The sequence below is a fragment of the Marinomonas communis genome (assembly GCF_004363305.1).
GTDB lineage: Bacteria > Pseudomonadota > Gammaproteobacteria > Pseudomonadales > Marinomonadaceae > Marinomonas > Marinomonas communis.
The window spans coordinates 14222-36411 of sequence record NZ_SNZA01000008.1 but is presented as its reverse complement, the minus strand read 5'-3'; the positions used below and the strand labels follow the sequence as shown (position 1 = coordinate 36411).

Here is a 22190-nt window from a genome sequence, read left to right as displayed (position 1 = left end):
GGAACAATGATCTAGCGAGCTAGAACTTTGCTGTCGTCTTTCAAACTAGCTGGTGGCCAGTTTTCCAGACGCATTCCCAAAGACAGACCGCGCTGTGCTAAAACATCTTTAATTTCAGTTAATGATTTCTTACCAAGGTTAGGCGTTTTAAGTAGCTCAACCTCTGTACGCTGAATCAAATCACCGATGTAGTAGATGTTTTCTGCTTTCAGACAGTTAGCACTGCGAACGGTTAGCTCAAGATCATCAACCGGGCGTAGCAAAATCGGATCAATCTCATCCTCTTCTTCTTCTACAACTGCTTCGCTTTCACTCTCAAGAGCGACAAATACTGCGATTTGCTGTTGTAGAATTGTCGCTGCGCGGCGAATCGCTTCTTCAGCATCAATCGTACCGTTAGACTCAATGTCAATGACAAGTTTGTCTAGGTCAGTACGCTGCTCTACACGAGCATTCTCAACACTGTAAGCAACACGACGAACAGGACTGAAAGAGGCATCCAGCTGCAAGCGACCAATAGGACGAGTCTCATCGTCACTAGCAACACGAGCGTCAGCAGGCTCATAACCACGACCACGTGCTACCTTGATCTGCATGTTAAGTTCAGCAGTGTCATCAAGGTGACAAATCACATGATCTGGGTTAGCGATCTCTGAGTCAGCAACAAGTTGGATATCTCCAGCTGTTACAACACCAGGACCTTTCTTACTTAGTGTTAGAGTTGCTTCATCTTGCCCGTGTAGAGCGATCGCAACTCCTTTTAGGTTAAGAAGAATTTCAATAACGTCTTCTTTTACCCCTTCAATCGCACTGTATTCATGCAATACACCGTCGATTTCTACCTCAACGATTGCACAACCAGGCATAGAAGACAAAAGAATACGGCGCAACGCGTTACCCAAAGTATGACCAAAACCACGCTCTAGTGGTTGTAGTGTCACTTTGGCACGTGATTGACCTAATTCTTGAACTTCGATGTTGCGTGGGGTTAACAATTCGCTCACTGAACGCTGCATAGATCCACCTATTTCTTAATCCTAACCATCTAGCTATTACTTAGAGTAAAGCTCGACGATTAGGTTCTCATTAATTTCAGCTGATAAATCGGCACGCTCAGGAGCAGCTTTGTAAGTTGCTTCCAATTTAGTTGAATCAACTTCGATCCAGTGGATCGGCGCACGATTTTTAGATAGCTCTAGTGCGTTTTGTACACGCAACTGCTTCTTAGCTTTTTCACGGATAGACACAACATCACCAGCTTTAACTTGGTAAGATGCGATGTTAACCGCTTCGCCGTTAACTAGGATAGCCTTGTGGCCTACTAGCTGACGAGCTTCCGCACGTGTTGAACCGAAGCCAGCACGGTAAACTACGTTGTCTAGACGAGACTCAAGAAGTTGCAGAAGGTTTTCACCTGTTGCACCTTTGATACGCGCCGCGTCTTTGTAGTAGTTGCGGAATTGTTTTTCAAGAATGCCGTAAATACGACGAACTTTTTGCTTTTCACGAAGCTGTAGACCGTAATCAGAAAGACGACCACGACGTGCACCGTGCACACCAGGAACTGTTTCTGCTTTACATTTTGATTCTAAAGCGCGTGAGCCACTTTTAAGTTGTAAGTCTGTGCCTTCACGACGAGACAATTTACAAGTAGGACCTAAATAACGAGCCATGTGTCTGTCTCCTCTTAAACGCGACGTTTCTTAGGCGGACGGCAACCATTGTGCGGGATTGGCGTCACGTCTGTGATGTTGTTGATGCGCAGGCCCAATGCATTCAATGCACGAACTGCGGATTCACGACCAGGACCAGGGCCCTTGATCATTACGTCAACGTTCTTTAGGCCGAACTCTTGAGCAGCAGCTCCGGCACGTTCTGCAGCAACCTGTGCCGCAAATGGGGTACTTTTACGAGAACCGCGGAAACCAGAACCACCTGCAGTCGCCCAAGACAAAGCATTGCCTTGGCGATCAGTGATAGTCACGATCGTGTTGTTAAAAGACGCGTGTACATGAGCAACACCGTCGACGACCGTCTTTTTGACTTTTTTCTTGGTATTGCGCGTTGCTGGCTTAGCCATATTGCACTTTTCCTAAATCTAATGCTCAGCTCTAGCAGACTTAATGCACTAGAGCGAAACGCGTTGAATTACTTACGAATTGGCTTACGAGGGCCTTTTCGCGTACGAGCGTTCGTTTTGGTACGTTGACCACGAACAGGTAAGCTGCGGCGGTGACGGATGCCACGGTTACAGCCTAAGTCCATCAAACGCTTGATAGACATGCTGACTTCACGGCGGAGGTCACCCTCTACAGTAAACTTAGCAACTTCGCCACGTAGACGGTCTAGCACTTCATCACTTAGAGAACCGATTTTATCAGTTTCTGCGATACCTGCAGCTTGGCAGATTTCTTGTGAGCGTGTGCGACCGATCCCGAAGATGTAAGTTAGAGAAATGACCGCATGTTTATTGTCAGGAATATTGACACCGGCTATACGGGCCATTCACTTTACTCCGTTGTTATGGATGAATCTCTTCATCACTTTGCTTTCATGAGGGCGGATGATTATGCCAGCGTAGCGGACAAAAATCAACCACCCTCCCATCATCGAATAATCGAGCTATTAACCTTGACGCTGTTTGTGACGAGGCTCAGAGCAGATCACTCGAACTGAACCGTTACGACGAACGATTTTACAGTTACGACAGATTTTCTTTACAGATGCACGTACTTTCATGTTCAACTCCAACCTATGCTTAACGCATTAGGCCATTTGGACCATATCCAGTCAGATTAGACTTTTTCATTAATGATTCGTATTGATGACTCATTAAGTGACTTTGTACTTGAGACATGAAGTCCATCACAACGACAACAACGATTAACATCGAAGTACCGCCGAAGTAGAAAGGAACATTCCATGCCACAACAAAGAACTGAGGCATCAATGACACTAGCGTGATATACAATGCACCGAATAGCGTCAAACGAGTCATAACACCGTCGATATATCGAGCTGTATGGTCGCCTGGACGAATGCCCGGCAAAAACGCACCGGACTTTTTCAAGTTATCTGCCACATCTTTAGGGTTGAACACCAGCGCTGTATAAAAGAAGCAAAAGAAAACAATTGCTATCGCAAACAACAGCACATATAGCGGTTGCCCAGGAGCTAGAGCCAAAGATATATTTTGCAACCATTCCATGCCCTCACCTTGACCGAACCATTGTCCAATCGATGCAGGGAACAGAAGAATACTAGAAGCAAAGATAGGCGGAATCACACCAGCCATGTTTACTTTTAGTGGCAAATGACTCTTTTGTGCGGCAAACACCTTTTTGCCCTGCTGACGTTTAGCATAGTTAACTGTTATACGACGCTGGCCACGCTCGATGAAAACAACGAACGCGACTGTCGCAACAGCCAATACGCCAATCAAAAGCAGTGCAAGGATATTGATATCACCTTGACGGGCTGATTCAAAAGAACGACCTAGAGCTGAAGGAAGACCAGCCACGATACCAGCAAAGATAAGGATCGAAATACCATTACCAATGCCTTTCTCTGTTACTTGCTCACCTAGCCACATCAAGAAAACCGTACCAGCTACAAGAGTTACCACTGCAACAGCGTAAAACTCTAAACCTGAGCTGAACGAAATACCTTGGCTTGCTAGGCCGACTGCCATAGAAGCAGACTGAACAAGAGCAAGAAGAACCGTACCATAACGAGTGTATTGAGTAATCTTACGACGACCCGCTTCACCTTCCTTCTTAAGCTGCTCTAGCTGCGGACTCACTACGGTCAATAACTGCATAATGATCGAAGCAGAAATATAGGGCAGGATACCAAGAGCAAAAATACTCATTCGTTCCAATGCGCCGCCTGAGAACACATTAAAGAGACTCAGGATTGTGCCTTCGTTCTGGTCGAACAATGCAGACAGACGGTCTGGGTTAATACCAGGCACCGGAATGTGTGCACCAATTCGATATACAATAATTGCTAAGAAAACAAAACGGATACGAGCCCAAAGCTCGCCAAGTCCGCTTTGCATACCTGCTGGTAGTGAGCCACGCTTTGTCATCTATTCCTCAACTTTTCCGCCAGCTGCTTCGATAGCAGCACGAGCACCTTTAGTAACTTTTAGGCCACGTACAGTTACAGCTTTCTCGATTGAACCAGAAAGAATAACTTTAGCAGTCTTAATTTTGTCACCTAGGATGTCGGCAGCTTTAAGAGCAGCCAAATCTACAACTTCTGCATTCACTGCGGCTAGTTCGTTTAGACGAACTTCAGCTACATACTGAGCCTGACGTGAAGTGAAACCAAATTTTGGCAGACGACGCTGCAATGGCATTTGACCGCCTTCAAAACCTGGCTTAACTGAGCCACCAGAGCGAGACTTAAGACCTTTATGACCACGTCCGCCTGTTTTGCCCAAACCGCTACCAATACCGCGGCCTACACGTTTAGGAGCATGCTTGCTACCTTCGCCAGGGCGAATAGTATTTAGGAACATGTTATTCTCCTACCACTTTAACCATGTAATAAACTTTATTGATCATGCCACGAACAGAAGGAGTATCTTCTAGTTCACGAACTTGACCGATCTTTTTAAGACCCAAGCCTTTAACTGTTTCACGGTGCTTTGGAAGACGACCGATTGGGCTACGAGTCAGTTGAACTGAGATGGTTTTGTTAGCCATTTCACATTACCCCAAAATTTGATCGACAGACTTACCGCGTTTTGCAGCGATTTGCTCAGGTGCACGCATGTCAGCCAAACCTTTAATCGTTGCTTGTACAACGTTAACAGGGTTAGTTGAACCGTAGCATTTTGCTAATACGTTGTGTACGCCTGCAATTTCAAGAACCGCACGCATCGCACCACCAGCGATAACACCAGTACCTTGAGAAGCTGGCTGCATGTACACTTTAGATGCACCGTGAACCGCTTTAACTGGGTACTGTAGAGTGTCGCCATCTAGCGCAACAGAAACCATGTTGCGGCGAGCTTGTTCCATCGCTTTTTGGATAGCCTGAGGTACTTCACGTGCTTTACCACGACCGTAACCTACTTTACCGTTACCATCACCAACTACTGTTAAAGCAGTGAAAGAGAAGATACGACCACCCTTAACTACTTTAGCAACGCGGTTTACTTGTACTAGCTTCTCTTGAAGATCACTAGTTTGTTGTTCGTTAACTGCCATTTGCTACCCCTTAGAACTCTAGACCAGCTTCACGCGCAGCATCAGCTAGCGCTTGAACGCGACCGTGGTATTTGAAGCCAGAACGATCGAAAGCTACAGCAGTAATGCCAGCTTCTTTAGCACGTTCAGCAATTAATGCACCCACTTTAGCCGCTGCATCTTTGTTACCAGTCGCAGTAGAACGTAGGCTCGCGTCTAGAGTAGAAGCGCTTGCTAGCACTTTGCTACCACATGGCGAAATAACTTGTGCATACATGTGACGAGGCGTGCGATTTACAGTAAGACGGTTCGCACCTAGGTCACGAATATGCAAACGCGTGCGGCGAGCACGACGAATTCGAGATTGTTTCTTAGTGTTCATGAATGCTTACCTACTACTTTTTCTTAGCTTCTTTACGGCGAACAACTTCGTCAGCGTAGCGAACACCTTTGCCTTTGTATGGCTCTGGTGGACGGAAGCCGCGAACTTCAGCAGCTGCTTGACCTAGCGCTTGCTTGTCGATACCGCGAAGAATAACTTCTGTTTGTGATGCACACTCAGCAGTGATGCCTTCTGGCAATTCGTAATCTACTGGGTGAGAGAAACCTAGTGCAAGGTTAAGTACGTTGCCTTTAACAGCAGCACGGTAACCTACACCTTGTAGTAGTAGACGTTTTTCAAAGCCTTGGCTAACACCAGTAACCATGTTGTTAACTAGGGCACGAGTAGTACCAGCTAGTGCACGGCTTTGTTTTGCACCATCACGTGGAGCAAAAGTAAGAACGTTTTCTTCTTGCTTAACTTCAACGCTTGCGTGGACGTTAAACTCTAGAGTGCCTTTACCGCCTTTTACAGCAATAGCTTGGCCATTTAGAGTAACTTCTACACCACTAGGAAGCGTCACAGGGCTTTTCGCAACTCGAGACATACTAACTCCTAGAATACTGTGCAGATAACTTCGCCACCAATACCAGCAGCACGAGCTGCACGATCAGTCATAACACCTTTTGAAGTAGAGATGATAGCAACGCCTAGGCCTGCTTCTACTTTTGGTAGTTCTGCTGATGCTTTGTATTGACGCAAACTTGGACGAGAGACGCGCTTGATCTCTTCGATTACTGGCTTACCTTCGAAGTATTTAAGTTCGATAGTAAGAGTAGGTTTAGCACCTTCTTCAACGCTAACGCCGCTTACGTAACCTTCTTCACGAAGAACGTTAGCAACAGACACCTTCATTTTTGATGAAGGCATAGACACAGTTGTTTTTGCAGCCAACTGTGCGTTACGGATACGAGTGATCATATCCGCAAGTGTATCTTGCATACTCATTTAAGAGCTCCTAATAGAAAAAACCATTGTGCAGCAAATAGAGCTCGCGCATAGTACACAGCAGCGAGCGGAATGTCCAGTATTTGGACACCCCCTCACTGCAATGTATTATGATCGCGCTCTACTTGCTTACCAACTAGCTTTCTTCAAGCCTGGTACATCACCGCGCATCGCTGCTTCACGTAGCTTGATACGAGACAAGCCGAAGCGACGGAATACGCCGTGTGGACGACCAGTAACCTGACAACGGTTACGCTGGCGAGAAGAAGATGAATCGCGTGGAAGCGCTTGCAGTTTAAGCGTTGCTTCCCACTTTTCATCGTCCGATGCATTAACGTCGTTAATGATCGCTTTTAGAGCAGCACGCTTTTCAGCGTACTTTGCTACTAATTTTGTGCGCTTAGCTTCGCGTTGAATCATTGATACTTTAGCCATGATTCCTACCTCTTATTTCTTGAAAGGGAAACTAAAGGCGGCTAGCAAAGCACGACCTTCTTCGTCGGTACGAGCAGTTGTTGTGATAGTGATATCAAGACCACGTACACGATCAACTTTATCGTAATCGATTTCTGGGAAGATGATCTGCTCTTTAACACCCATGCTGTAGTTACCGCGTCCGTCAAATGACTTCGGGTTCAAACCACGGAAGTCACGGATACGTGGGATTGCAACGTCAACCAAACGGTCGAAGAAATCCCACATACGGTCGCCACGAAGAGTAACTTTACAACCGATCGGGTAACCGTCACGGATTTTGAAGCCCGCAACAGATTTGCGTGCTTTTGTTACTACAACTTTTTGGCCGCTAAGTGCTGTAAGATCATTTACCGCATTTTCAAGAAGTTTCTTGTCTGCGATAGCTTCACCAACACCCATGTTCAACGTAATTTTAGTGATCTTAGGCACTTCCATTACGTTTTTGTAGCTGAACTGTTCAGTCAGTTGAGCTACTACTTGATCTTTATAAACTTGCTTAAGTCTCGCCATGGCTATAATTCTCGCTCTTAGGCGTCGATCGCTTCACTGTTTGATTTGAAAACACGTACTTTAGTACCGTCTTCATTCACTTTAAAGCCGACGCGATCCGCTTTACCAGTAGCATTGTTAAAAATGGCTACGTTAGAAACCTGGATAGGTGCTTCTTTTTCAACGATACCGCCAGTCGTACCCTTCATTGGGTTTGGCTTCTCATGTTTCTTGACCATATTGATACCAGAAACAATCACGCGGTTTTCGTCTACTACTTTAACAACTTTGCCGCGTTTGCCTTTGTCTTTACCAGCAATTACTACGACTTCATCGTCACGTTTGATTTTACGCATATTCGGTCCCCTACCTCTTACAGCACTTCTGGCGCAAGAGAAACAATTTTCATGAATTGCTCTGTACGCAACTCACGTGTCACAGGGCCAAAGATACGTGTACCAATTGGCGCGCCAGATGCGTTCAATAGAACCGCAGAGTTTACATCAAAACGGATCACTGAGCCATCAGGGCGACGCACACCTTTCTTAGTTCGAACGACAACTGCGTTCATAACTTGGCCTTTCTTAACACGACCACGAGGGATCGCTTCTTTAACTGTGACTTTAATTACGTCACCAATAGTAGCATAACGACGATGAGAGCCACCCAGTACTTTAATACACTGAACGCGCTTTGCGCCGCTGTTATCTGCTACATCAAGCATCGATTCTGTTTGAATCATTTCTGCTCTCCAATCAAATTAGATAACAAGTCTCATGAAGGAAGGAGCTGCTTATACAGCAGCTGCTTTCTCAACAACCTGAACCAGTTTCCAAGTTTTAGTTTTAGAGTAAGGACGTGTTTCAACAACCTTAACTGTATCACCAACTTGACACTCGTTGTTTTCATCATGAGCGTGTAGTTTAGTAGAACGACGAACGAACTTACCGTATAGAGGGTGACGTTCAGTACGCTCAACTAGTACCACGATGGACTTATCCATCTTATCGCTTACTACTTTACCAGTAGCTGTACGAGCTTGAGTTTCTACACTTGCCATCTTAGTTACCTGCCTTATCATTTAGCACGGTTTTAACACGTGCGATATTGCGGCGAACTTGCGAGAGCAAATGCGTTTGAGCCAACTGACCAGTGGCTTTCTGCATACGCAGAGTAAATTGCTCACGTAGTAGTTCGATCAAGGTCTGCTGTAGCTCAGCTACAGACTTTTCTTGCAATTCTTTTGCTTTCATCTACATCACCGTACGCGTTACGAAAGTTGTAGCTAGAGGAAGCTTAGCTGCTGCTAGCGCGAAAGCTTCGCGAGCTAGAGATTCAGATACGCCCTCAACTTCATAAAGCATCTTACCTGGTTGGATTTGAGCCACCCAGTATTCTACGCTACCTTTACCTTTACCCTGACGCACTTCAAGAGGCTTCTGAGTAATAGGCTTATCTGGGAATACACGGATCCAAATTTTACCACCACGCTTGATGTGACGAGTCATTGCACGACGCGCCGCTTCAATTTGACGAGCGGTGATTCGACCACGTTCAGTCGACTTCAATCCGAATTCACCAAAGCTAACTTGGTTACCGCGAAGTGCTAGACCGCGGTTACGGCCTTTTTGCATCTTACGGAACTTAGTACGTTTCGGCTGTAACATTGACTACCCCCTACTTAGACTTCTTCTTCTGTGCGCCTTTTTCAGCACGCACTTGTTCAATACCGCCCAAGATTTCGCCTTTGAAGATCCAAACTTTAACACCGATGATGCCGTAAGTTGTTAGAGCTTCATAAGTAGCGTAGTCGATGTCAGCACGTAGAGTGTGTAGAGGCACACGACCTTCACGGTACCATTCTGCACGTGCGATTTCAGCACCGCCCAGACGACCACTTACCTGAACCTTGATACCTTTCGCGCCGGCACGCATAGCGTTTTGTACTGCACGCTTCATTGCACGACGGAACATAACACGACGCTCAAGCTGGCCAGCAATGTTTTGCGCAACCAATTTAGCATCTAGTTCTGGTTTACGAATTTCTTCGATGTTGATGTGAACTGGAACACCCATCATTGCTGATACAGCGTTACGTAGTTTCTCAACATCTTCGCCTTTCTTACCAATCACGATGCCCGGACGAGCAGTGTGGATAGTAATACGAGCTGTTTGTGCAGGACGCTGGATCTCGATGCGAGAAACAGAAGCCTGTACAAGTTTCTCTTCTAGGTATTTACGTACCTGAAGATCGTTTAAAAGTTGCTTAGAGTAGTTTTGGTTGTTCGCATACCAAGTAGAAGTATGGTCTTTAACTATCCCTAGGCGAATTCCAGTTGGATGAACCTTCTGACCCATTGGGTATCTCCTAATTAGTCAGCGACTTTAACTGTAATATGGCAACCGCGTTTTAGAATACGATCAGCACGGCCTTTAGCACGAGCTTTGATACGTTTTAGAGTCATAGCCTCGTCAACGTAGATCGTAGAAACACGCAAGTCATCGATATCAGCACCTTCGTTATGCTCAGCGTTAGCTACAGCAGACTCTAGTACTTTCTTGACAATTGCTGCCGCCTTTTTAGGACTGAACGCCAAAATGTTCAGTGCTTCGCTTACAGATTTGCCGCGGATTTGATCTGCTACCAAACGGGCCTTCTGCGCTGAGAGGCGAGCACCCTTCAATGAAGCGCTTACTTCACTCATGATTAATACCCCTTAATTACCGTTTGGCCTTTTTGTCCGCAGCGTGACCCTTGTAGGTACGGGTCGGAGCGAACTCACCCAATTTATGACCGACCATATCCTCAGATACTAGAACTGGGACGTGTTGGCGACCATTATGGACAGCGATAGTCAACCCTACGAATTCAGGGAAGATTGTAGAACGGCGCGACCAAGTTTTAATTGGACGACGGTCATTCTTTTCTACCGCAGCCTCTACCTTTTTCAACAAATGAAGGTCGATAAAAGGACCTTTTTTTAGTGAACGTGGCACAGTCGTTTCCTCTTATTACTTAGTACGACGACGTACAATAAGTTTATCAGTACGCTTGTTCTTGCGCGTTTTGTAACCTTTAGTAGGCACGCCCCAAGGAGTAACTGGGTGACGACCACCAGAGCTACGACCTTCACCACCACCGTGTGGGTGATCAACCGGGTTCATTGCCGCACCACGAACTGTTGGGCGAACACCACGCCAGCGCTTAGCACCAGCTTTACCTAGAACACGTAGAGTGTGCTCAGAGTTAGATACTTCACCAAGAGTTGCGCGACATTCAGTTAGAACTTTACGCATCTCACCAGAACGTAGACGTAGAGTTACGTAACGACCTTCACGAGCAACAAGCTGAGCAGAAGCACCAGCAGAACGTGCAATTTGTGCACCTTTACCTGGCTTAAGCTCGATACAGTGAACAATGCTACCTACTGGAATGTTTTGCAGAGGCAAAGTATTACCAGCTTTGATAGGCGCATCAGCACCGCTAGAAACGACAGCACCAGCTTCTAGACCTTTAGAAGCGATGATGTAACGACGCTCACCATCAGCATATTTTACTAATGCAATGTGTGCAGAACGGTTTGGATCATATTCCAAACGCTCAACTACCGCAGGGATACCATCTTTGTTACGACGGAAATCTACAACACGGTAATGCTGCTTGTGACCACCACCTACGTGACGCGTAGTGATGCGTCCGTTGTTGTTACGACCACCAGACTTGCTTTTTTTGTCTAGCAAAGGCGCGTAAGGCGCACCTTTATGCAAGTCAGTGTTAACAACTTTAACAACGTGACGACGGCCTGCAGACGTTGGCTTACTTTTTACAACAGCCATTGACCTATCTCCCCTTATTCAGCGCCCAAGAAATCAATTTCTTGGCCTTCTGCCAAACGTACGTACGCTTTTTTCACGTCGTTACGCTTGCCTAGACCACGAACAGTGCGCTTCGTTTTACCTTTTTGGTTCAACGTGCGAACAGATTCAACTTTGACTTCAAACAACGCTTCGATTGCTTGTTTAATCTCTGGCTTAGTCGCGTCTTTTACTACGCGGAATACGTACTGACCATTACCTTCGGCAACGATAGTCGCTTTCTCAGAGATGTGTGGACCTAACAACACTTTATAAATGCGTTCGCCGATCATGCTAGTGCCTCCTCAACTTGTTTCAGAGCACCAACTGTCACCAACACTTTGTCGTATGCAATCAAGCTAACAGGGTCAACAGACGCTGCATCACGAACGTCAACGTTCGGAATGTTGCGAGCAGCTAGGAACAGATTTGCATCTAGCTCTTGCGCTACAACTAGCGCGTTCTCAACATTCAATTCAGCCATTTTAGCTTTGAAAAGCTTAGTTTTTGGAGCTTCGATTGAAAGCTCTTCAACTACAACAAGACGGTCTTGACGAGCAAGCTCAGACCAGATGGTGCGCATTGCTGCACGATACATCTTCTTGTTTACTTTCTGAGAGTGGTCTTGAGGTTTAGCAGCGAAAGTTACGCCACCAGTACGCCATAGAGGACTACGGATTGTACCAGCACGTGCGCGGCCAGAACCTTTTTGACGCCATGGCTTTTTACCGCCACCGGCTACTTCAGAGCGAGTTTTCTGAGCACGAGAGCCTTGACGAGCACCAGCCAGGTAAGCAGTAACAACCTGGTGAACTAGCGCTTCGTTGTATTCACGCGCAAAGGTCACGTCAGAAACTTCTACAGTTCCTTCAGCACCTGTTAGATTCAAGTTCATTGTCTACCCCTCTTAGCGAGCTTTAACTGCTGGTTGAACGATTACGTCACCATTTACAGCGCCAGGAACCGCACCTTTAACAAGGATAAGGTTACGCTCAGCATCAACGCGAACAACTTCTAAAGACTGAGTTGTTACTTGAGCTGCGCCCATGTGACCAGCCATCTTTTTGCCTTTCCAAACACGACCAGGTGTTTGACATTGACCGATGGAACCAGGAGCACGGTGAGACAATGAGTTACCGTGTGTAGCATCTTGCGTACGGAAGTTGTGACGCTTAACGCCACCTTGGAAACCTTTACCTTTTGATTGACCAGTTACGTCAACAGAAGTAATAGCTTCAAAATCCGCTACTGTTAGCTCGTCGCCAACATTGATTTCTTTTTCGTCACCTGAAAGGCGGAACTCCCACAAACCACGACCCGCTTCAACGTTCGCTTTTGCAAAGTGACCTGCAGCAGCTTTGTTTACACGGCTAGCACGGCGAGTACCTACAGTTACTTGAACAGCTGCGTAGCCGTCAGTTTCTGCGTTTTTCACCTGTGTTACACGGTTCGGTTCAACCTCGATAACGGTTACTGGCACGGATACACCATCTTCGTTGAAGATACGTGTCATTCCGGCTTTACGTCCGACTAATTGAATAGCCATTTTTTACCTCAATTGCCAGTTGTGTACGGGGCTATCACCCGCTACGGCCGACCATTCCAGATCGTTCCACTAATGTGCTTAGGCCAACAAATACTTGTTGGTTATCGCACCCCTAAAACTTTGGGGATTAGCCCAAAGAAATTTGTACTTCCACGCCTGCCGCAAGATCTAGCTTCATTAGAGCATCAACAGTTTTTTCTGTTGGCTCAACGATGTCTAGAACACGTTTGTGTGTACGGATTTCGTATTGATCACGCGCATCTTTGTTTACGTGTGGAGAAATCAGTACAGTGTAACGTTCTTTGCGAGTAGGAAGTGGAATTGGACCACGTACTTGAGCGCCTGTGCGCTTAGCAGTGTCCACAATCTCTTGCGTTGAAGCGTCGATCAGACGGTGATCGAATGCTTTCAAACGAATACGGATTTTTTGGCTTTGCATTTCCAACTCCAAATACTATGTTCAGATAGATCTTTTGTACAAAATTTGATCTACCATCCTTATTTAAGGACGGCGAATGTTAGCCGCTTTAAAATTGGTTGTCAAGTAACCAGTTTAAAAACAGCACTCATAAAAAAAGGCCGCTCAAGGAGCGACCTTTTCTGTTGGGTTTCTTAAACCTATCTAGATTAACTAGATATTATTTAAGAACCTTAGCAACAACACCAGCACCTACTGTACGACCACCTTCACGGATCGCGAAACGTAGACCTTCGTCCATCGCGATTGGGTGAATTAGAGTAACAGTCATTTGAATGTTGTCACCAGGCATAACCATTTCCACGCCTTCAGGTAGTTCACAAGAACCAGTTACGTCAGTTGTACGGAAGTAGAACTGTGGACGGTAACCTTTGAAGAATGGAGTGTGACGACCACCTTCATCTTTAGACAGAACGTATACTTCTGCTTCGAATTCAGTGTGTGGGTTGATAGAACCAGGCTTAGCTAGTACTTGACCACGCTGAACTTCGTCACGCTTAGTACCACGTAGAAGGATACCACAGTTCTCACCAGCACGACCTTCGTCTAGAAGCTTACGGAACATCTCAACGCCAGTACAAGTTGTTTTAGTAGTATCTTTGATACCAACGATTTCAACTTCTTCACCAACTTTGATGATACCACGCTCTACACGGCCAGTTACTACAGTACCACGACCTTGGATAGAGAATACGTCCTCGATAGGCATGATGAATGCACCGTCGATTGCACGCTCTGGCTCAGGGATGTACTCGTCTAGAGTTTCTACTAGTTTCTTAACTGCAGTAGTACCCATTTCGTTGCCGTCTTCGCCGTTCAATGCCATTAGGGCAGAACCTGGGATGATTGGAGTGTCATCACCTGGGAAGTCGTACTCAGAAAGAAGGTCACGTAGTTCCATCTCTACAAGCTCAAGCATTTCTGCGTATTCTTCAGAGTCAGCACCGCCACAGTCTTCAGCTAGAAGGTCTGCTTTGTTTAGGAAAACTACGATGTAAGGTACACCTACCTGACGAGAAAGAAGGATGTGCTCACGAGTCTGAGGCATTGGGCCGTCAGTCGCACCACACACTAGGATCGCGCCGTCCATTTGAGCAGCACCAGTGATCATGTTTTTAACATAATCGGCGTGTCCAGGACAGTCTACGTGTGCGTAGTGACGAGTTGGAGAATCGTACTCTACGTGAGAAGTTGCGATCGTGATACCACGCTCACGCTCTTCTGGAGCGTTGTCGATACCGTCAAAAGCAACCGCTGTACCGCCGAATACTTCTGCACATACACGAGTAAGTGCTGCTGTTAGAGTAGTTTTACCGTGGTCAACGTGACCGATAGTACCAACGTTAACGTGTGGTTTACTACGTTCGAACTTTTCTTTTGCCATGATACATACACCTTATAAATAGTAAGTATGATGATTAAATTTCATTTTTGATGATCGCGTCTGCCACACTAGCTGGCGCTTCAGCGTATTTCAGAAACTCCATTGCATAACTCGCACGCCCTTGCGACAAGCTACGCACATCTGTTGCATACCCAAACATCTCGCCTAACGGCACTTCTGCTCGAATAATCTTACCAGATGGGGAGTCTTCCATCCCCTGTACAAGTCCACGACGACGATTCAGGTCACCCATCACATCACCCATGTACTCTTCAGGAGTTACAACTTCTACCTTCATCACAGGCTCAAGAACACAAGGATCTGCGTCCGCAGCACCTTTCTTTAAGCCTTGAGAAGCTGCAATTTTAAAGGCCATTTCGTTAGAGTCAACATCATGGAAGGATCCATCGAACAGCACAACTTTCAAACCCAATAACGGGTATCCAGCAATAACACCATTCTTCATTTGCTCTGAAACGCCCTTCTCGACAGCAGGGATGTATTCCTTAGGAATAACACCACCGACAATCTCATTCACGAATTCCAAGCCTTCTTGTTCGGTTGGAATCAGCTTCATAACAACGTGACCGTACTGTCCTCGGCCACCAGACTGTCGTACAAATTTGTGGTTAACTTCCACTTCTTTGCGAATTTTCTCTCGGTAAGATACCTGTGGCTTACCAATATTTGCGTCAACTTTAAATTCACGCTTCATTCGGTCCACAAGTATATCTAGGTGAAGCTCACCCATACCAGAGATAATGGTTTGACCTGTCTCTTCGTGAGTTTCAACACGGAAAGAAGGGTCTTCCTGTGCTAACTTACCAAGAGCCACAGCCATTTTATCTTGATCCGCTTGAGACTTAGGCTCTACAGCGACAGAAATTACTGGCTCAGGGAACTCCATACGCTCTAAGACAACAATATCTTTGTTATCACACAGCGTATCGCCTGTGGTGACATCTTTCATGCCGATCAATGCCGCAATATCACCCGCAAGAACTTCTTTGATTTCCTCACGGTTATTGGCATGCATTTGAACCATACGTCCAACACGTTCTTTCTTGTGTTTTACAGAGTTATACACTGCATCACCAGAATTTAACGAGCCAGAATACACACGCACGAAAGTAAGCGTACCCACAAATGGGTCAGTAGCAATTTTAAATGCTAGTGCCGCAAATGGTGCGTTGTCATCCGCTTCACGAGTAACAACGGTTTCAGCATCCTCAAGGGTGCCTTCGATCGCTTTTACTTCAAGGGGTGAAGGAAGATATTCGACAACCGCATCAAGTACAGCTTGGACACCTTTGTTCTTAAATGCAGAACCACAAGTTACCAATACTACTTCGTTCGCGAGTGTTCGCGCGCGCAAGCCTGCCTTGATGTCTTCAACGGACAATTCACCTTCTTCAAGGTACTTATCCATTAACTCTTCATTTGCTTCAGCGGCCGCCTCGACCATTTTTTCACGCCATTCTTCAGCAACATCCACCAAGTCCGCAGGAATGTCTTCCAAAGTATAAGTCATACCCTGGTCTTCTTCATTCCACATGATGGCTTTCATCAAGATTAGATCAACAACGCCAGCGAAGTTCTCTTCTGTACCGATGTTAATCTGAATTGGAACAGCATTAGCATTCAGACGATCTCCAAGTTGATGAACAACATGAAAATAATCTGCACCCGTACGGTCCATTTTATTGACGAATACCATGCGAGGCACTTCGTATTTGTTTGCCTGACGCCAAACAGTCTCTGTTTGAGGCTGCACACCAGAAGATCCACACAGAACTACAACAGCACCATCTAGCACACGCAAAGAACGCTCTACCTCGATGGTAAAGTCTACGTGCCCAGGGGTGTCGATAATATTAATACGGTGTTGATCAAACTGCTGACTCATCCCACTCCAGAAGCAAGTTGTTGCCGCTGAAGTGATCGTGATTCCACGCTCTTGCTCCTGTTCCATCCAGTCCATGGTGGCTGCACCATCATGGACCTCACCGATCTTATGAGAAAGACCGGTGTAGAACAGAACACGCTCAGTAGTTGTCGTCTTACCCGCATCAACGTGCGCACAAATACCAATATTGCGGTAACGATTGATGGGTGTCTTACGTGCCACTTAAGCTTCTCCGGATGATTAGAAACGGTAGTGAGAGAACGCTTTGTTCGCTTCAGCCATACGGTGAACGTCTTCACGTTTCTTAACAGCTGAACCTTTGTTCTCAGACGCATCTAGAATTTCGCCTGCAAGACGTAGCGCCATAGATTTTTCGCCACGCTTACGTGCAGCTTCAACCAACCAACGCATAGATAGCGCTGAACGACGAGCTGGACGTACTTCAACAGGTACTTGGTAAGTTGCACCACCAACACGGCGAGATTTAACCTCAACCATTGGCTGGATAGATTCTAGTGCTTTTTCGAAGATAGCCATTGGCTCTTCTGATTTAGTGCGTTCTGCAACTGTGTCAAGTGCATTGTAAACGATGCTTTCAGCTACAGATTTCTTGCCACTAACCATTACGTGGTTAATGAACTTTGCAAGAAGTTGGCTTCCGTGTTTAGGATCTGGAAGCACTTCACGCTTAGCGACGACGCGTCTTCTAGGCATGGATATTATCCTCTTCAGGTGAGTCCGAGACCATTTCTGTGCTCGGCCTTACTGTATTAAAAAATTATGTCTAAACGATTAAAGTAGCGTAATTGCTTACTTAGGACGCTTAGTACCGTACTTAGAACGGCCTTGCTTACGATTTTGTACGCCAGAAGTATCCAAGCTACCACGTACTGTGTGGTAACGAACACCTGGAAGGTCTTTTACACGACCGCCACGAATCAGCACTACGCTGTGTTCTTGCAGGTTGTGACCTTCACCACCGATGTAGGAAGTAACTTCGAAGCCGTTCGTCAAGCGAACACGACATACTTTACGCAAAGCCGAGTTAGGCTTCTTAGGCGTAGTAGTGTATACACGTGTGCAGACGCCGCGGCGTTGCGGACAAGCTTGTAACGCAGGAACGTCACTTTTTGCCACTTTACGTTTACGTGGTTTACGAACCAACTGGTTAACGGTTGCCATTTAACAAGCTCCACATCCAATTCTATTGGCGGAAATCGCCAAAAATAAGGAGGCGCAAGTGTAATTTGCGCCTATAAAACAGTCAATAGGGAGGCGAACAAAATTTCGCCTCCCTTACGTATACAATGACTTCTAGTCTTTCAATGCCGCACTTAATGCTTCTTCTACATCAGAAGCACTTACTGTTGCACTGCCTTCAGTCGTTGCTTGCGCAAGCTCTTTCTTAGCTTTGCGACCGCTGTGGTATGCCAAACCTGTACCCGCTGGGATCAGACGACCTACTACAACGTTTTCTTTCAGACCACGTAGGTGGTCTTTCTTACCAGTTACCGCACCTTCAGTTAGGACACGAGTCGTCTCTTGGAACGATGCCGCAGAGATAAATGACTCAGTCGCCAAAGAAGCTTTAGTAATACCAAGTAGGACACGCTCGTATTTAGAAGGGAAACGACCTTCTGCTTCCGCAGCTTCGTTTGCTTCTTGCATTTGCGTGTATTCAACTTGGTCACCCTGAATTAGGTTAGTATCACCTGATTCAGTGATGTCTACTTTGCGTAGCATCTGACGCACAATAACTTCGATGTGCTTATCGTTGATGCCTACACCCTGTAGACGGTAAACCTCTTGAATCTCGTTAGTGATGTAATCAGCAAGCGCTGCTACACCCTGAAGACGCAAGATGTCATGTGGGTTTAGAGGACCGTCGGCAATGATCTCACCCTTCTCAACTTCTTCACCGTCGAAGATGTTGATTTGACGCCATTTAGGAATCAGAGTTTCGATTGGGTCACCACCATCTTGTGGCGTGATCACCAAACGGATCTTACCTTTCGTCTCTTTACCGAAACTTACTACACCCGTCGCTTCCGCCATCACAGCTGGATCTTTCGGACGACGTGCTTCGAACAAGTCAGCTACGCGTGGCAGACCACCGGTGATGTCCTTGTTACCTTGAGACTCTTGAGGGATACGTGCTAATACTTCACCAGACTTGATGGTTGCACCGTGATCCAAGCTCAATAGAGCCTTCTCAGGAAGCATGTATTGTACAGGCATCTCAGTACCTGGAATCATCACAGGCGCACCGTTGTCATCGACAACAGAGATCGTTGGACGAATGTCTTTACCAGAAGAAGGACGATCTTTCATTTCTAGTACTTCGATTGTCGTCAAGCCAGTTAGCTCATCAGACTGACGGCGAATTGTTACGCCCTCATCCATACCAGAGAATTCAAGTTTACCCTGCATCTCAGAAACGATTGGGTGAGTGTGTGGGTCCCAGTTAGCCAACACTTGACCAGCAGAAACTTGATCACCTTCGCGAACACTCAACACAGCACCGTAAGGAAGCTTGTAACGCTCTTTCTCACGACCCGCTTCGTCTGCGATTGCCAACTCAGAAGAACGCGATGCAACAACCAATTGGCCAGTTTCACGCTCGATGCTCTTCATCTTGTGGAAACGTACAGTACCCGCACTCTTGATCTGAACACTGTCTACAGCAGACGCTCGAGATGCTGCACCACCGATGTGGAAGGTACGCATTGTCAGCTGTGTACCCGGCTCACCGATTGACTGAGCGGCAACGACACCTACAGCCTCACCAATGTTCACCAAGTGACCACGTGCTAGGTCACGACCGTAACAGCTCGCACACACACCGTGCTTAGTTTCACAGCTGATTACAGAGCGAACAATCATCTCATCCACACCAGCTGCTTCGATTGCACGAACATTGTGCTCATCAATTAGAACGCCACGTTCTACAACCACATCACCTTTAGAATCCAGTACGTCCTGCGCTACCACACGACCTAGTACACGCTGACCTAGTGGAACAACTACGTCACCACCTTCAATCAATGCACTCACTAGAAGACCGTTTTCAGCACCACAGTCAACTTCTGTGATTACCAAGTCTTGTGCAACGTCTACTAGACGACGCGTTAGGTAACCAGAGTTCGCTGTCTTCAAGGCGGTATCGGCAAGACCTTTACGAGCACCGTGTGTAGAAGTAAAGTACTGAAGTACCGATAGACCTTCACGGAAGTTCGCAGTGATCGGTGTCTCGATGATGGAACCATCCGGTTTCGCCATCAGACCACGCATACCACCTAGCTGACGCATCTGAGCCACACTACCACGGGCACCAGAGTCGGCCATCATGTAAACTGAGTTAAATGATTGCTGCTCAACTTCGTTACCTTCTTTGTCGATAACGGTTTCTTTCGCCAAGTTTTTCATCATGGCTTCAGTAACGGTTTCGTTGGTACGAGACCACAAGTCGATAACCTTGTTGTATTTCTCACCAGCCGTTACAAGACCGTCGGCGAATTGGTATTCGATTTCTTTAACTTCTTCTTCCGCACGAGATATGATCTCTGCTTTTTCAGGCGGAATTACGAAGTCATCAACACCTACAGATGAACCAGACGCCGTTGCGTATTGGAAACCTGTGTACATCAACTGGTCAGCGAAAATACAAGTCTCTTTTAGACCTACTTTACGGTAACACTCGTTGATTAGGTTCGAGATTGCTTTCTTCTTCATCGGTTGGTTGATAACCGAGAATGGTAGGCCATCAGGCACTACATCAAACAACAATGCACGACCAACAGTTGTGTCAACGATGAACGTTGAAGGAACTTTTTCACCTTCAAGCGTTGTATCAACTTGATTTACACGCACTTTAATTTTCGCGTGTAGTTCAACTTGTTTTGCACCATATGCACGATGTACTTCTTTGATATCAGCGAAGGCCATGCCCTCACCTTTCGCGTTGATTTTCTCACGCGTCATGTAGTACAGACCCAATACAACGTCCTGAGAAGGAACGATGATCGGCTCACCGTTTGCTGGCGACAGAATGTTGTTGGTAGACATCATCAACGCACGAGCTTCAAGCTGAGCTTCGATTGTCAATGGTACGTGTACCGCCATCTGGTCACCGTCGAAGTCGGCGTTGTAAGCCGCACACACAAGTGGGTGCAACTGGATCGCTTTACCTTCGATTAGAATCGGTTCAAACGCTTGGATACCCAAACGGTGAAGCGTTGGTGCACGGTTAAGCATTACTGGGTGTTCGCGGATAACTTCATCAAGAATATCCCAAACCTCAGGTGTTTCACGCTCAACCATTTTCTTCGCAGCTTTGATGGTTGTTGCCATGCCACGAAGCTCTAGTTTCGAGAAGATGAATGGCTTGAATAGCTCAAGAGCCATCTTCTTCGGCAGACCACACTGGTGCAAGCGTAGAGACGGACCTACTGTGATTACAGAACGGCCAGAGTAGTCTACACGTTTACCCAAAAGGTTCTGACGGAAACGACCTTGCTTACCTTTGATCATGTCTGCCAAAGATTTCAGAGGACGCTTGTTAGAACCTGTGATCGCACGACCGCGACGACCGTTGTCTAGTAGCGCATCAACAGACTCTTGCAACATACGCTTTTCGTTGCGCACGATAATGTCTGGAGCAGCTAGCTCAAGAAGACGTTTTAGACGGTTGTTACGGTTAATAACGCGACGGTATAGATCGTTCAAATCAGATGTTGCGAAACGACCACCTTCTAGTGGAACTAGAGGGCGAAGATCTGGTGGCAACACTGGAAGTACGTCTAATACCATCCACTCTGGGTTGTTACCAGAATGATGGAACGCTTCGATCAGTTTAAGACGCTTAGATAGCTTCTTAATACGAGTCTCAGAGTTAGTAGCGTTTAGCTCTTCGCGCATGGTGCTGATTTCTTCAGCAAGATCCATGTCACGTAGCAAGCACTGAATCGCCTCAGCACCCATACGAGCGTCGAATTCGTCACCGAATTCTTCTAGTGCTTCGAAGTACTGCTCATCGTTCAGTAGCTGACCTTTTTCAAGCGTCGTCATGCCTGGGTCAATCACAATGAATGATTCGAAGTAAAGAACACGCTCAATATCACGTAGGGTCATATCCATGATAAGACCGATACGAGATGGTAGAGACTTAAGGAACCAGATGTGAGCAACCGGTGAAGCAAGCTCGATGTGTCCCATGCGCTCACGACGCACTTTCGACAACGCAACTTCAACGCCACACTTCTCACAAATGACACCACGATGTTTTAAACGCTTGTATTTACCACACAAACATTCGTAGTCCTTGATAGGACCAAAGATTTTGGCACAGAACAGACCGTCACGCTCAGGTTTGAACGTACGGTAGTTGATGGTTTCTGGCTTTTTAACTTCACCATAAGACCATGAACGAATCATATCTGGAGAAGCTAAGCCAATGCGAATCGCATCAAACTCTTCTGATTGTCCCTGTGTTTTTAGAAGACCTAATAAGTCTTTCATGGATATTCGC

The 22190-nt window shown here is 46.4% G+C and carries 32 protein-coding genes; all 32 read right to left on the bottom strand.

The window, feature by feature from the left end; translation table 11 throughout:
* Nucleotides 1–11: 11 nt before the first annotated feature.
* The 32 genes from C8D85_RS17675 to rpoC all read right to left on the bottom strand — a co-directional run bounded on the left by C8D85_RS17675 (nt 12) and on the right by rpoC (nt 22180).
* Complete coding sequence (locus tag C8D85_RS17675; RefSeq protein ID WP_133565219.1) at nt 12–1016, bottom strand: DNA-directed RNA polymerase subunit alpha; 1005 nt, start codon at nt 1014–1016, stop codon at nt 12–14.
* A gap of 36 nt (nt 1017–1052) precedes the next feature.
* Entirely contained in the window at nt 1053–1673 is a 621-nt protein-coding gene (gene rpsD / locus C8D85_RS17670) for a 30S ribosomal protein S4 (RefSeq protein ID WP_133565217.1), read from the bottom strand.
* 14 nt (nt 1674–1687) lie between these two features.
* Nucleotides 1688–2080 (bottom strand): 30S ribosomal protein S11, encoded by a 393-nt coding sequence (gene rpsK, locus C8D85_RS17665; protein ID WP_133565216.1) that lies wholly within the window; start codon nt 2078–2080, stop codon nt 1688–1690.
* 68 nt (nt 2081–2148) lie between these two features.
* Nucleotides 2149–2505, bottom strand: a complete 357-nt coding sequence (rpsM, locus tag C8D85_RS17660; RefSeq protein ID WP_133565214.1) for a 30S ribosomal protein S13 — start codon at nt 2503–2505, stop codon at nt 2149–2151.
* 120 nt (nt 2506–2625) lie between these two features.
* Nucleotides 2626–2739 (bottom strand): 50S ribosomal protein L36, encoded by a 114-nt coding sequence (gene rpmJ, locus C8D85_RS17655; RefSeq protein ID WP_055462823.1) that lies wholly within the window; start codon nt 2737–2739, stop codon nt 2626–2628.
* 19 nt (nt 2740–2758) lie between these two features.
* A complete protein-coding gene (gene secY, locus C8D85_RS17650; RefSeq protein WP_133565212.1) occupies nt 2759–4090 on the bottom strand; it encodes a preprotein translocase subunit SecY in 1332 nt (443 codons plus the stop codon).
* On the bottom strand, nt 4091–4525 hold the full coding sequence (gene rplO / locus C8D85_RS17645) for a 50S ribosomal protein L15 (RefSeq protein WP_133565210.1): 435 nt from the start codon (nt 4523–4525) through the stop codon (nt 4091–4093).
* A gap of 1 nt (nt 4526) precedes the next feature.
* Nucleotides 4527–4712 carry a 50S ribosomal protein L30 gene (rpmD, locus tag C8D85_RS17640; RefSeq protein WP_055462820.1) on the bottom strand — a complete coding sequence of 62 codons (186 nt, stop codon included), beginning with the start codon at nt 4710–4712 and terminating at the stop codon, nt 4527–4529.
* Between the two features lie 6 nt (nt 4713–4718).
* The gene (gene rpsE, locus C8D85_RS17635; protein WP_133565208.1) at nt 4719–5219 is read right to left on the bottom strand and encodes a 30S ribosomal protein S5; all 501 of its coding nucleotides are present in this window, start codon (nt 5217–5219) and stop codon (nt 4719–4721) included.
* A gap of 10 nt (nt 5220–5229) precedes the next feature.
* Nucleotides 5230–5580 carry a 50S ribosomal protein L18 gene (rplR, locus tag C8D85_RS17630; protein WP_133565205.1) on the bottom strand — a complete coding sequence of 117 codons (351 nt, stop codon included), beginning with the start codon at nt 5578–5580 and terminating at the stop codon, nt 5230–5232.
* A gap of 13 nt (nt 5581–5593) precedes the next feature.
* Complete coding sequence (rplF, locus tag C8D85_RS17625; RefSeq protein ID WP_133565203.1) at nt 5594–6127, bottom strand: 50S ribosomal protein L6; 534 nt, start codon at nt 6125–6127, stop codon at nt 5594–5596.
* Nucleotides 6128–6135: 8 nt separating this feature from the next.
* Entirely contained in the window at nt 6136–6528 is a 393-nt protein-coding gene (rpsH, locus tag C8D85_RS17620; RefSeq protein WP_133565201.1) for a 30S ribosomal protein S8, read from the bottom strand.
* 129 nt (nt 6529–6657) lie between these two features.
* The gene (rpsN, locus tag C8D85_RS17615; protein ID WP_055462815.1) at nt 6658–6963 is read right to left on the bottom strand and encodes a 30S ribosomal protein S14; all 306 of its coding nucleotides are present in this window, start codon (nt 6961–6963) and stop codon (nt 6658–6660) included.
* A 12-nt stretch (nt 6964–6975) separates the two neighbouring features.
* Nucleotides 6976–7515, bottom strand: coding sequence for a 50S ribosomal protein L5 (gene rplE / locus C8D85_RS17610; RefSeq protein WP_133565199.1), 540 nt, complete (start codon nt 7513–7515; stop codon nt 6976–6978).
* A 17-nt stretch (nt 7516–7532) separates the two neighbouring features.
* Entirely contained in the window at nt 7533–7850 is a 318-nt protein-coding gene (gene rplX, locus C8D85_RS17605) for a 50S ribosomal protein L24 (RefSeq protein ID WP_133565196.1), read from the bottom strand.
* 17 nt (nt 7851–7867) lie between these two features.
* Nucleotides 7868–8236 (bottom strand): 50S ribosomal protein L14, encoded by a 369-nt coding sequence (gene rplN / locus C8D85_RS17600; protein ID WP_055462812.1) that lies wholly within the window; start codon nt 8234–8236, stop codon nt 7868–7870.
* Between the two features lie 51 nt (nt 8237–8287).
* On the bottom strand, nt 8288–8554 hold the full coding sequence (gene rpsQ, locus C8D85_RS17595) for a 30S ribosomal protein S17 (RefSeq protein ID WP_133565194.1): 267 nt from the start codon (nt 8552–8554) through the stop codon (nt 8288–8290).
* Nucleotide 8555: 1 nt separating this feature from the next.
* Nucleotides 8556–8747, bottom strand: a complete 192-nt coding sequence (gene rpmC, locus C8D85_RS17590) for a 50S ribosomal protein L29 (RefSeq protein ID WP_055462810.1) — start codon at nt 8745–8747, stop codon at nt 8556–8558.
* Nucleotides 8748–9161 carry a 50S ribosomal protein L16 gene (rplP, locus tag C8D85_RS17585; protein ID WP_055462809.1) on the bottom strand — a complete coding sequence of 138 codons (414 nt, stop codon included), beginning with the start codon at nt 9159–9161 and terminating at the stop codon, nt 8748–8750. It lies immediately after the preceding gene.
* Nucleotides 9162–9171: 10 nt separating this feature from the next.
* The gene (gene rpsC, locus C8D85_RS17580) at nt 9172–9852 is read right to left on the bottom strand and encodes a 30S ribosomal protein S3 (protein ID WP_133565192.1); all 681 of its coding nucleotides are present in this window, start codon (nt 9850–9852) and stop codon (nt 9172–9174) included.
* Nucleotides 9853–9866: 14 nt separating this feature from the next.
* A complete protein-coding gene (rplV, locus tag C8D85_RS17575; protein ID WP_055462807.1) occupies nt 9867–10199 on the bottom strand; it encodes a 50S ribosomal protein L22 in 333 nt (110 codons plus the stop codon).
* A 16-nt stretch (nt 10200–10215) separates the two neighbouring features.
* A complete protein-coding gene (gene rpsS, locus C8D85_RS17570; RefSeq protein ID WP_055462806.1) occupies nt 10216–10491 on the bottom strand; it encodes a 30S ribosomal protein S19 in 276 nt (91 codons plus the stop codon).
* A 15-nt stretch (nt 10492–10506) separates the two neighbouring features.
* Complete coding sequence (gene rplB, locus C8D85_RS17565) at nt 10507–11331, bottom strand: 50S ribosomal protein L2 (protein ID WP_133565190.1); 825 nt, start codon at nt 11329–11331, stop codon at nt 10507–10509.
* 14 nt (nt 11332–11345) lie between these two features.
* Nucleotides 11346–11642 carry a 50S ribosomal protein L23 gene (rplW, locus tag C8D85_RS17560; RefSeq protein ID WP_133565188.1) on the bottom strand — a complete coding sequence of 99 codons (297 nt, stop codon included), beginning with the start codon at nt 11640–11642 and terminating at the stop codon, nt 11346–11348.
* Complete coding sequence (gene rplD / locus C8D85_RS17555) at nt 11639–12244, bottom strand: 50S ribosomal protein L4 (RefSeq protein ID WP_133565187.1); 606 nt, start codon at nt 12242–12244, stop codon at nt 11639–11641. The genes rplW and rplD overlap by 4 nt, the downstream gene beginning before the upstream one ends.
* Before the next feature lie 12 nt (nt 12245–12256).
* On the bottom strand, nt 12257–12895 hold the full coding sequence (rplC, locus tag C8D85_RS17550) for a 50S ribosomal protein L3 (protein WP_133565186.1): 639 nt from the start codon (nt 12893–12895) through the stop codon (nt 12257–12259).
* 127 nt (nt 12896–13022) lie between these two features.
* Nucleotides 13023–13334 carry a 30S ribosomal protein S10 gene (rpsJ, locus tag C8D85_RS17545; RefSeq protein ID WP_012071937.1) on the bottom strand — a complete coding sequence of 104 codons (312 nt, stop codon included), beginning with the start codon at nt 13332–13334 and terminating at the stop codon, nt 13023–13025.
* Nucleotides 13335–13533: 199 nt separating this feature from the next.
* Nucleotides 13534–14757: an elongation factor Tu gene (gene tuf / locus C8D85_RS17540; RefSeq protein ID WP_133565184.1), complete on the bottom strand. Its 1224-nt coding sequence runs from the start codon at nt 14755–14757 to the stop codon at nt 13534–13536.
* A gap of 34 nt (nt 14758–14791) precedes the next feature.
* Nucleotides 14792–16885, bottom strand: a complete 2094-nt coding sequence (gene fusA / locus C8D85_RS17535) for an elongation factor G (protein WP_133565183.1) — start codon at nt 16883–16885, stop codon at nt 14792–14794.
* Nucleotides 16886–16903: 18 nt separating this feature from the next.
* Nucleotides 16904–17377, bottom strand: coding sequence for a 30S ribosomal protein S7 (rpsG, locus tag C8D85_RS17530; protein ID WP_133565181.1), 474 nt, complete (start codon nt 17375–17377; stop codon nt 16904–16906).
* Between the two features lie 96 nt (nt 17378–17473).
* Nucleotides 17474–17845 carry a 30S ribosomal protein S12 gene (gene rpsL / locus C8D85_RS17525; RefSeq protein ID WP_013659444.1) on the bottom strand — a complete coding sequence of 124 codons (372 nt, stop codon included), beginning with the start codon at nt 17843–17845 and terminating at the stop codon, nt 17474–17476.
* A 132-nt stretch (nt 17846–17977) separates the two neighbouring features.
* Nucleotides 17978–22180, bottom strand: a complete 4203-nt coding sequence (gene rpoC, locus C8D85_RS17520; protein WP_133565180.1) for a DNA-directed RNA polymerase subunit beta' — start codon at nt 22178–22180, stop codon at nt 17978–17980.
* Nucleotides 22181–22190: the final 10 nt, after the last annotated feature.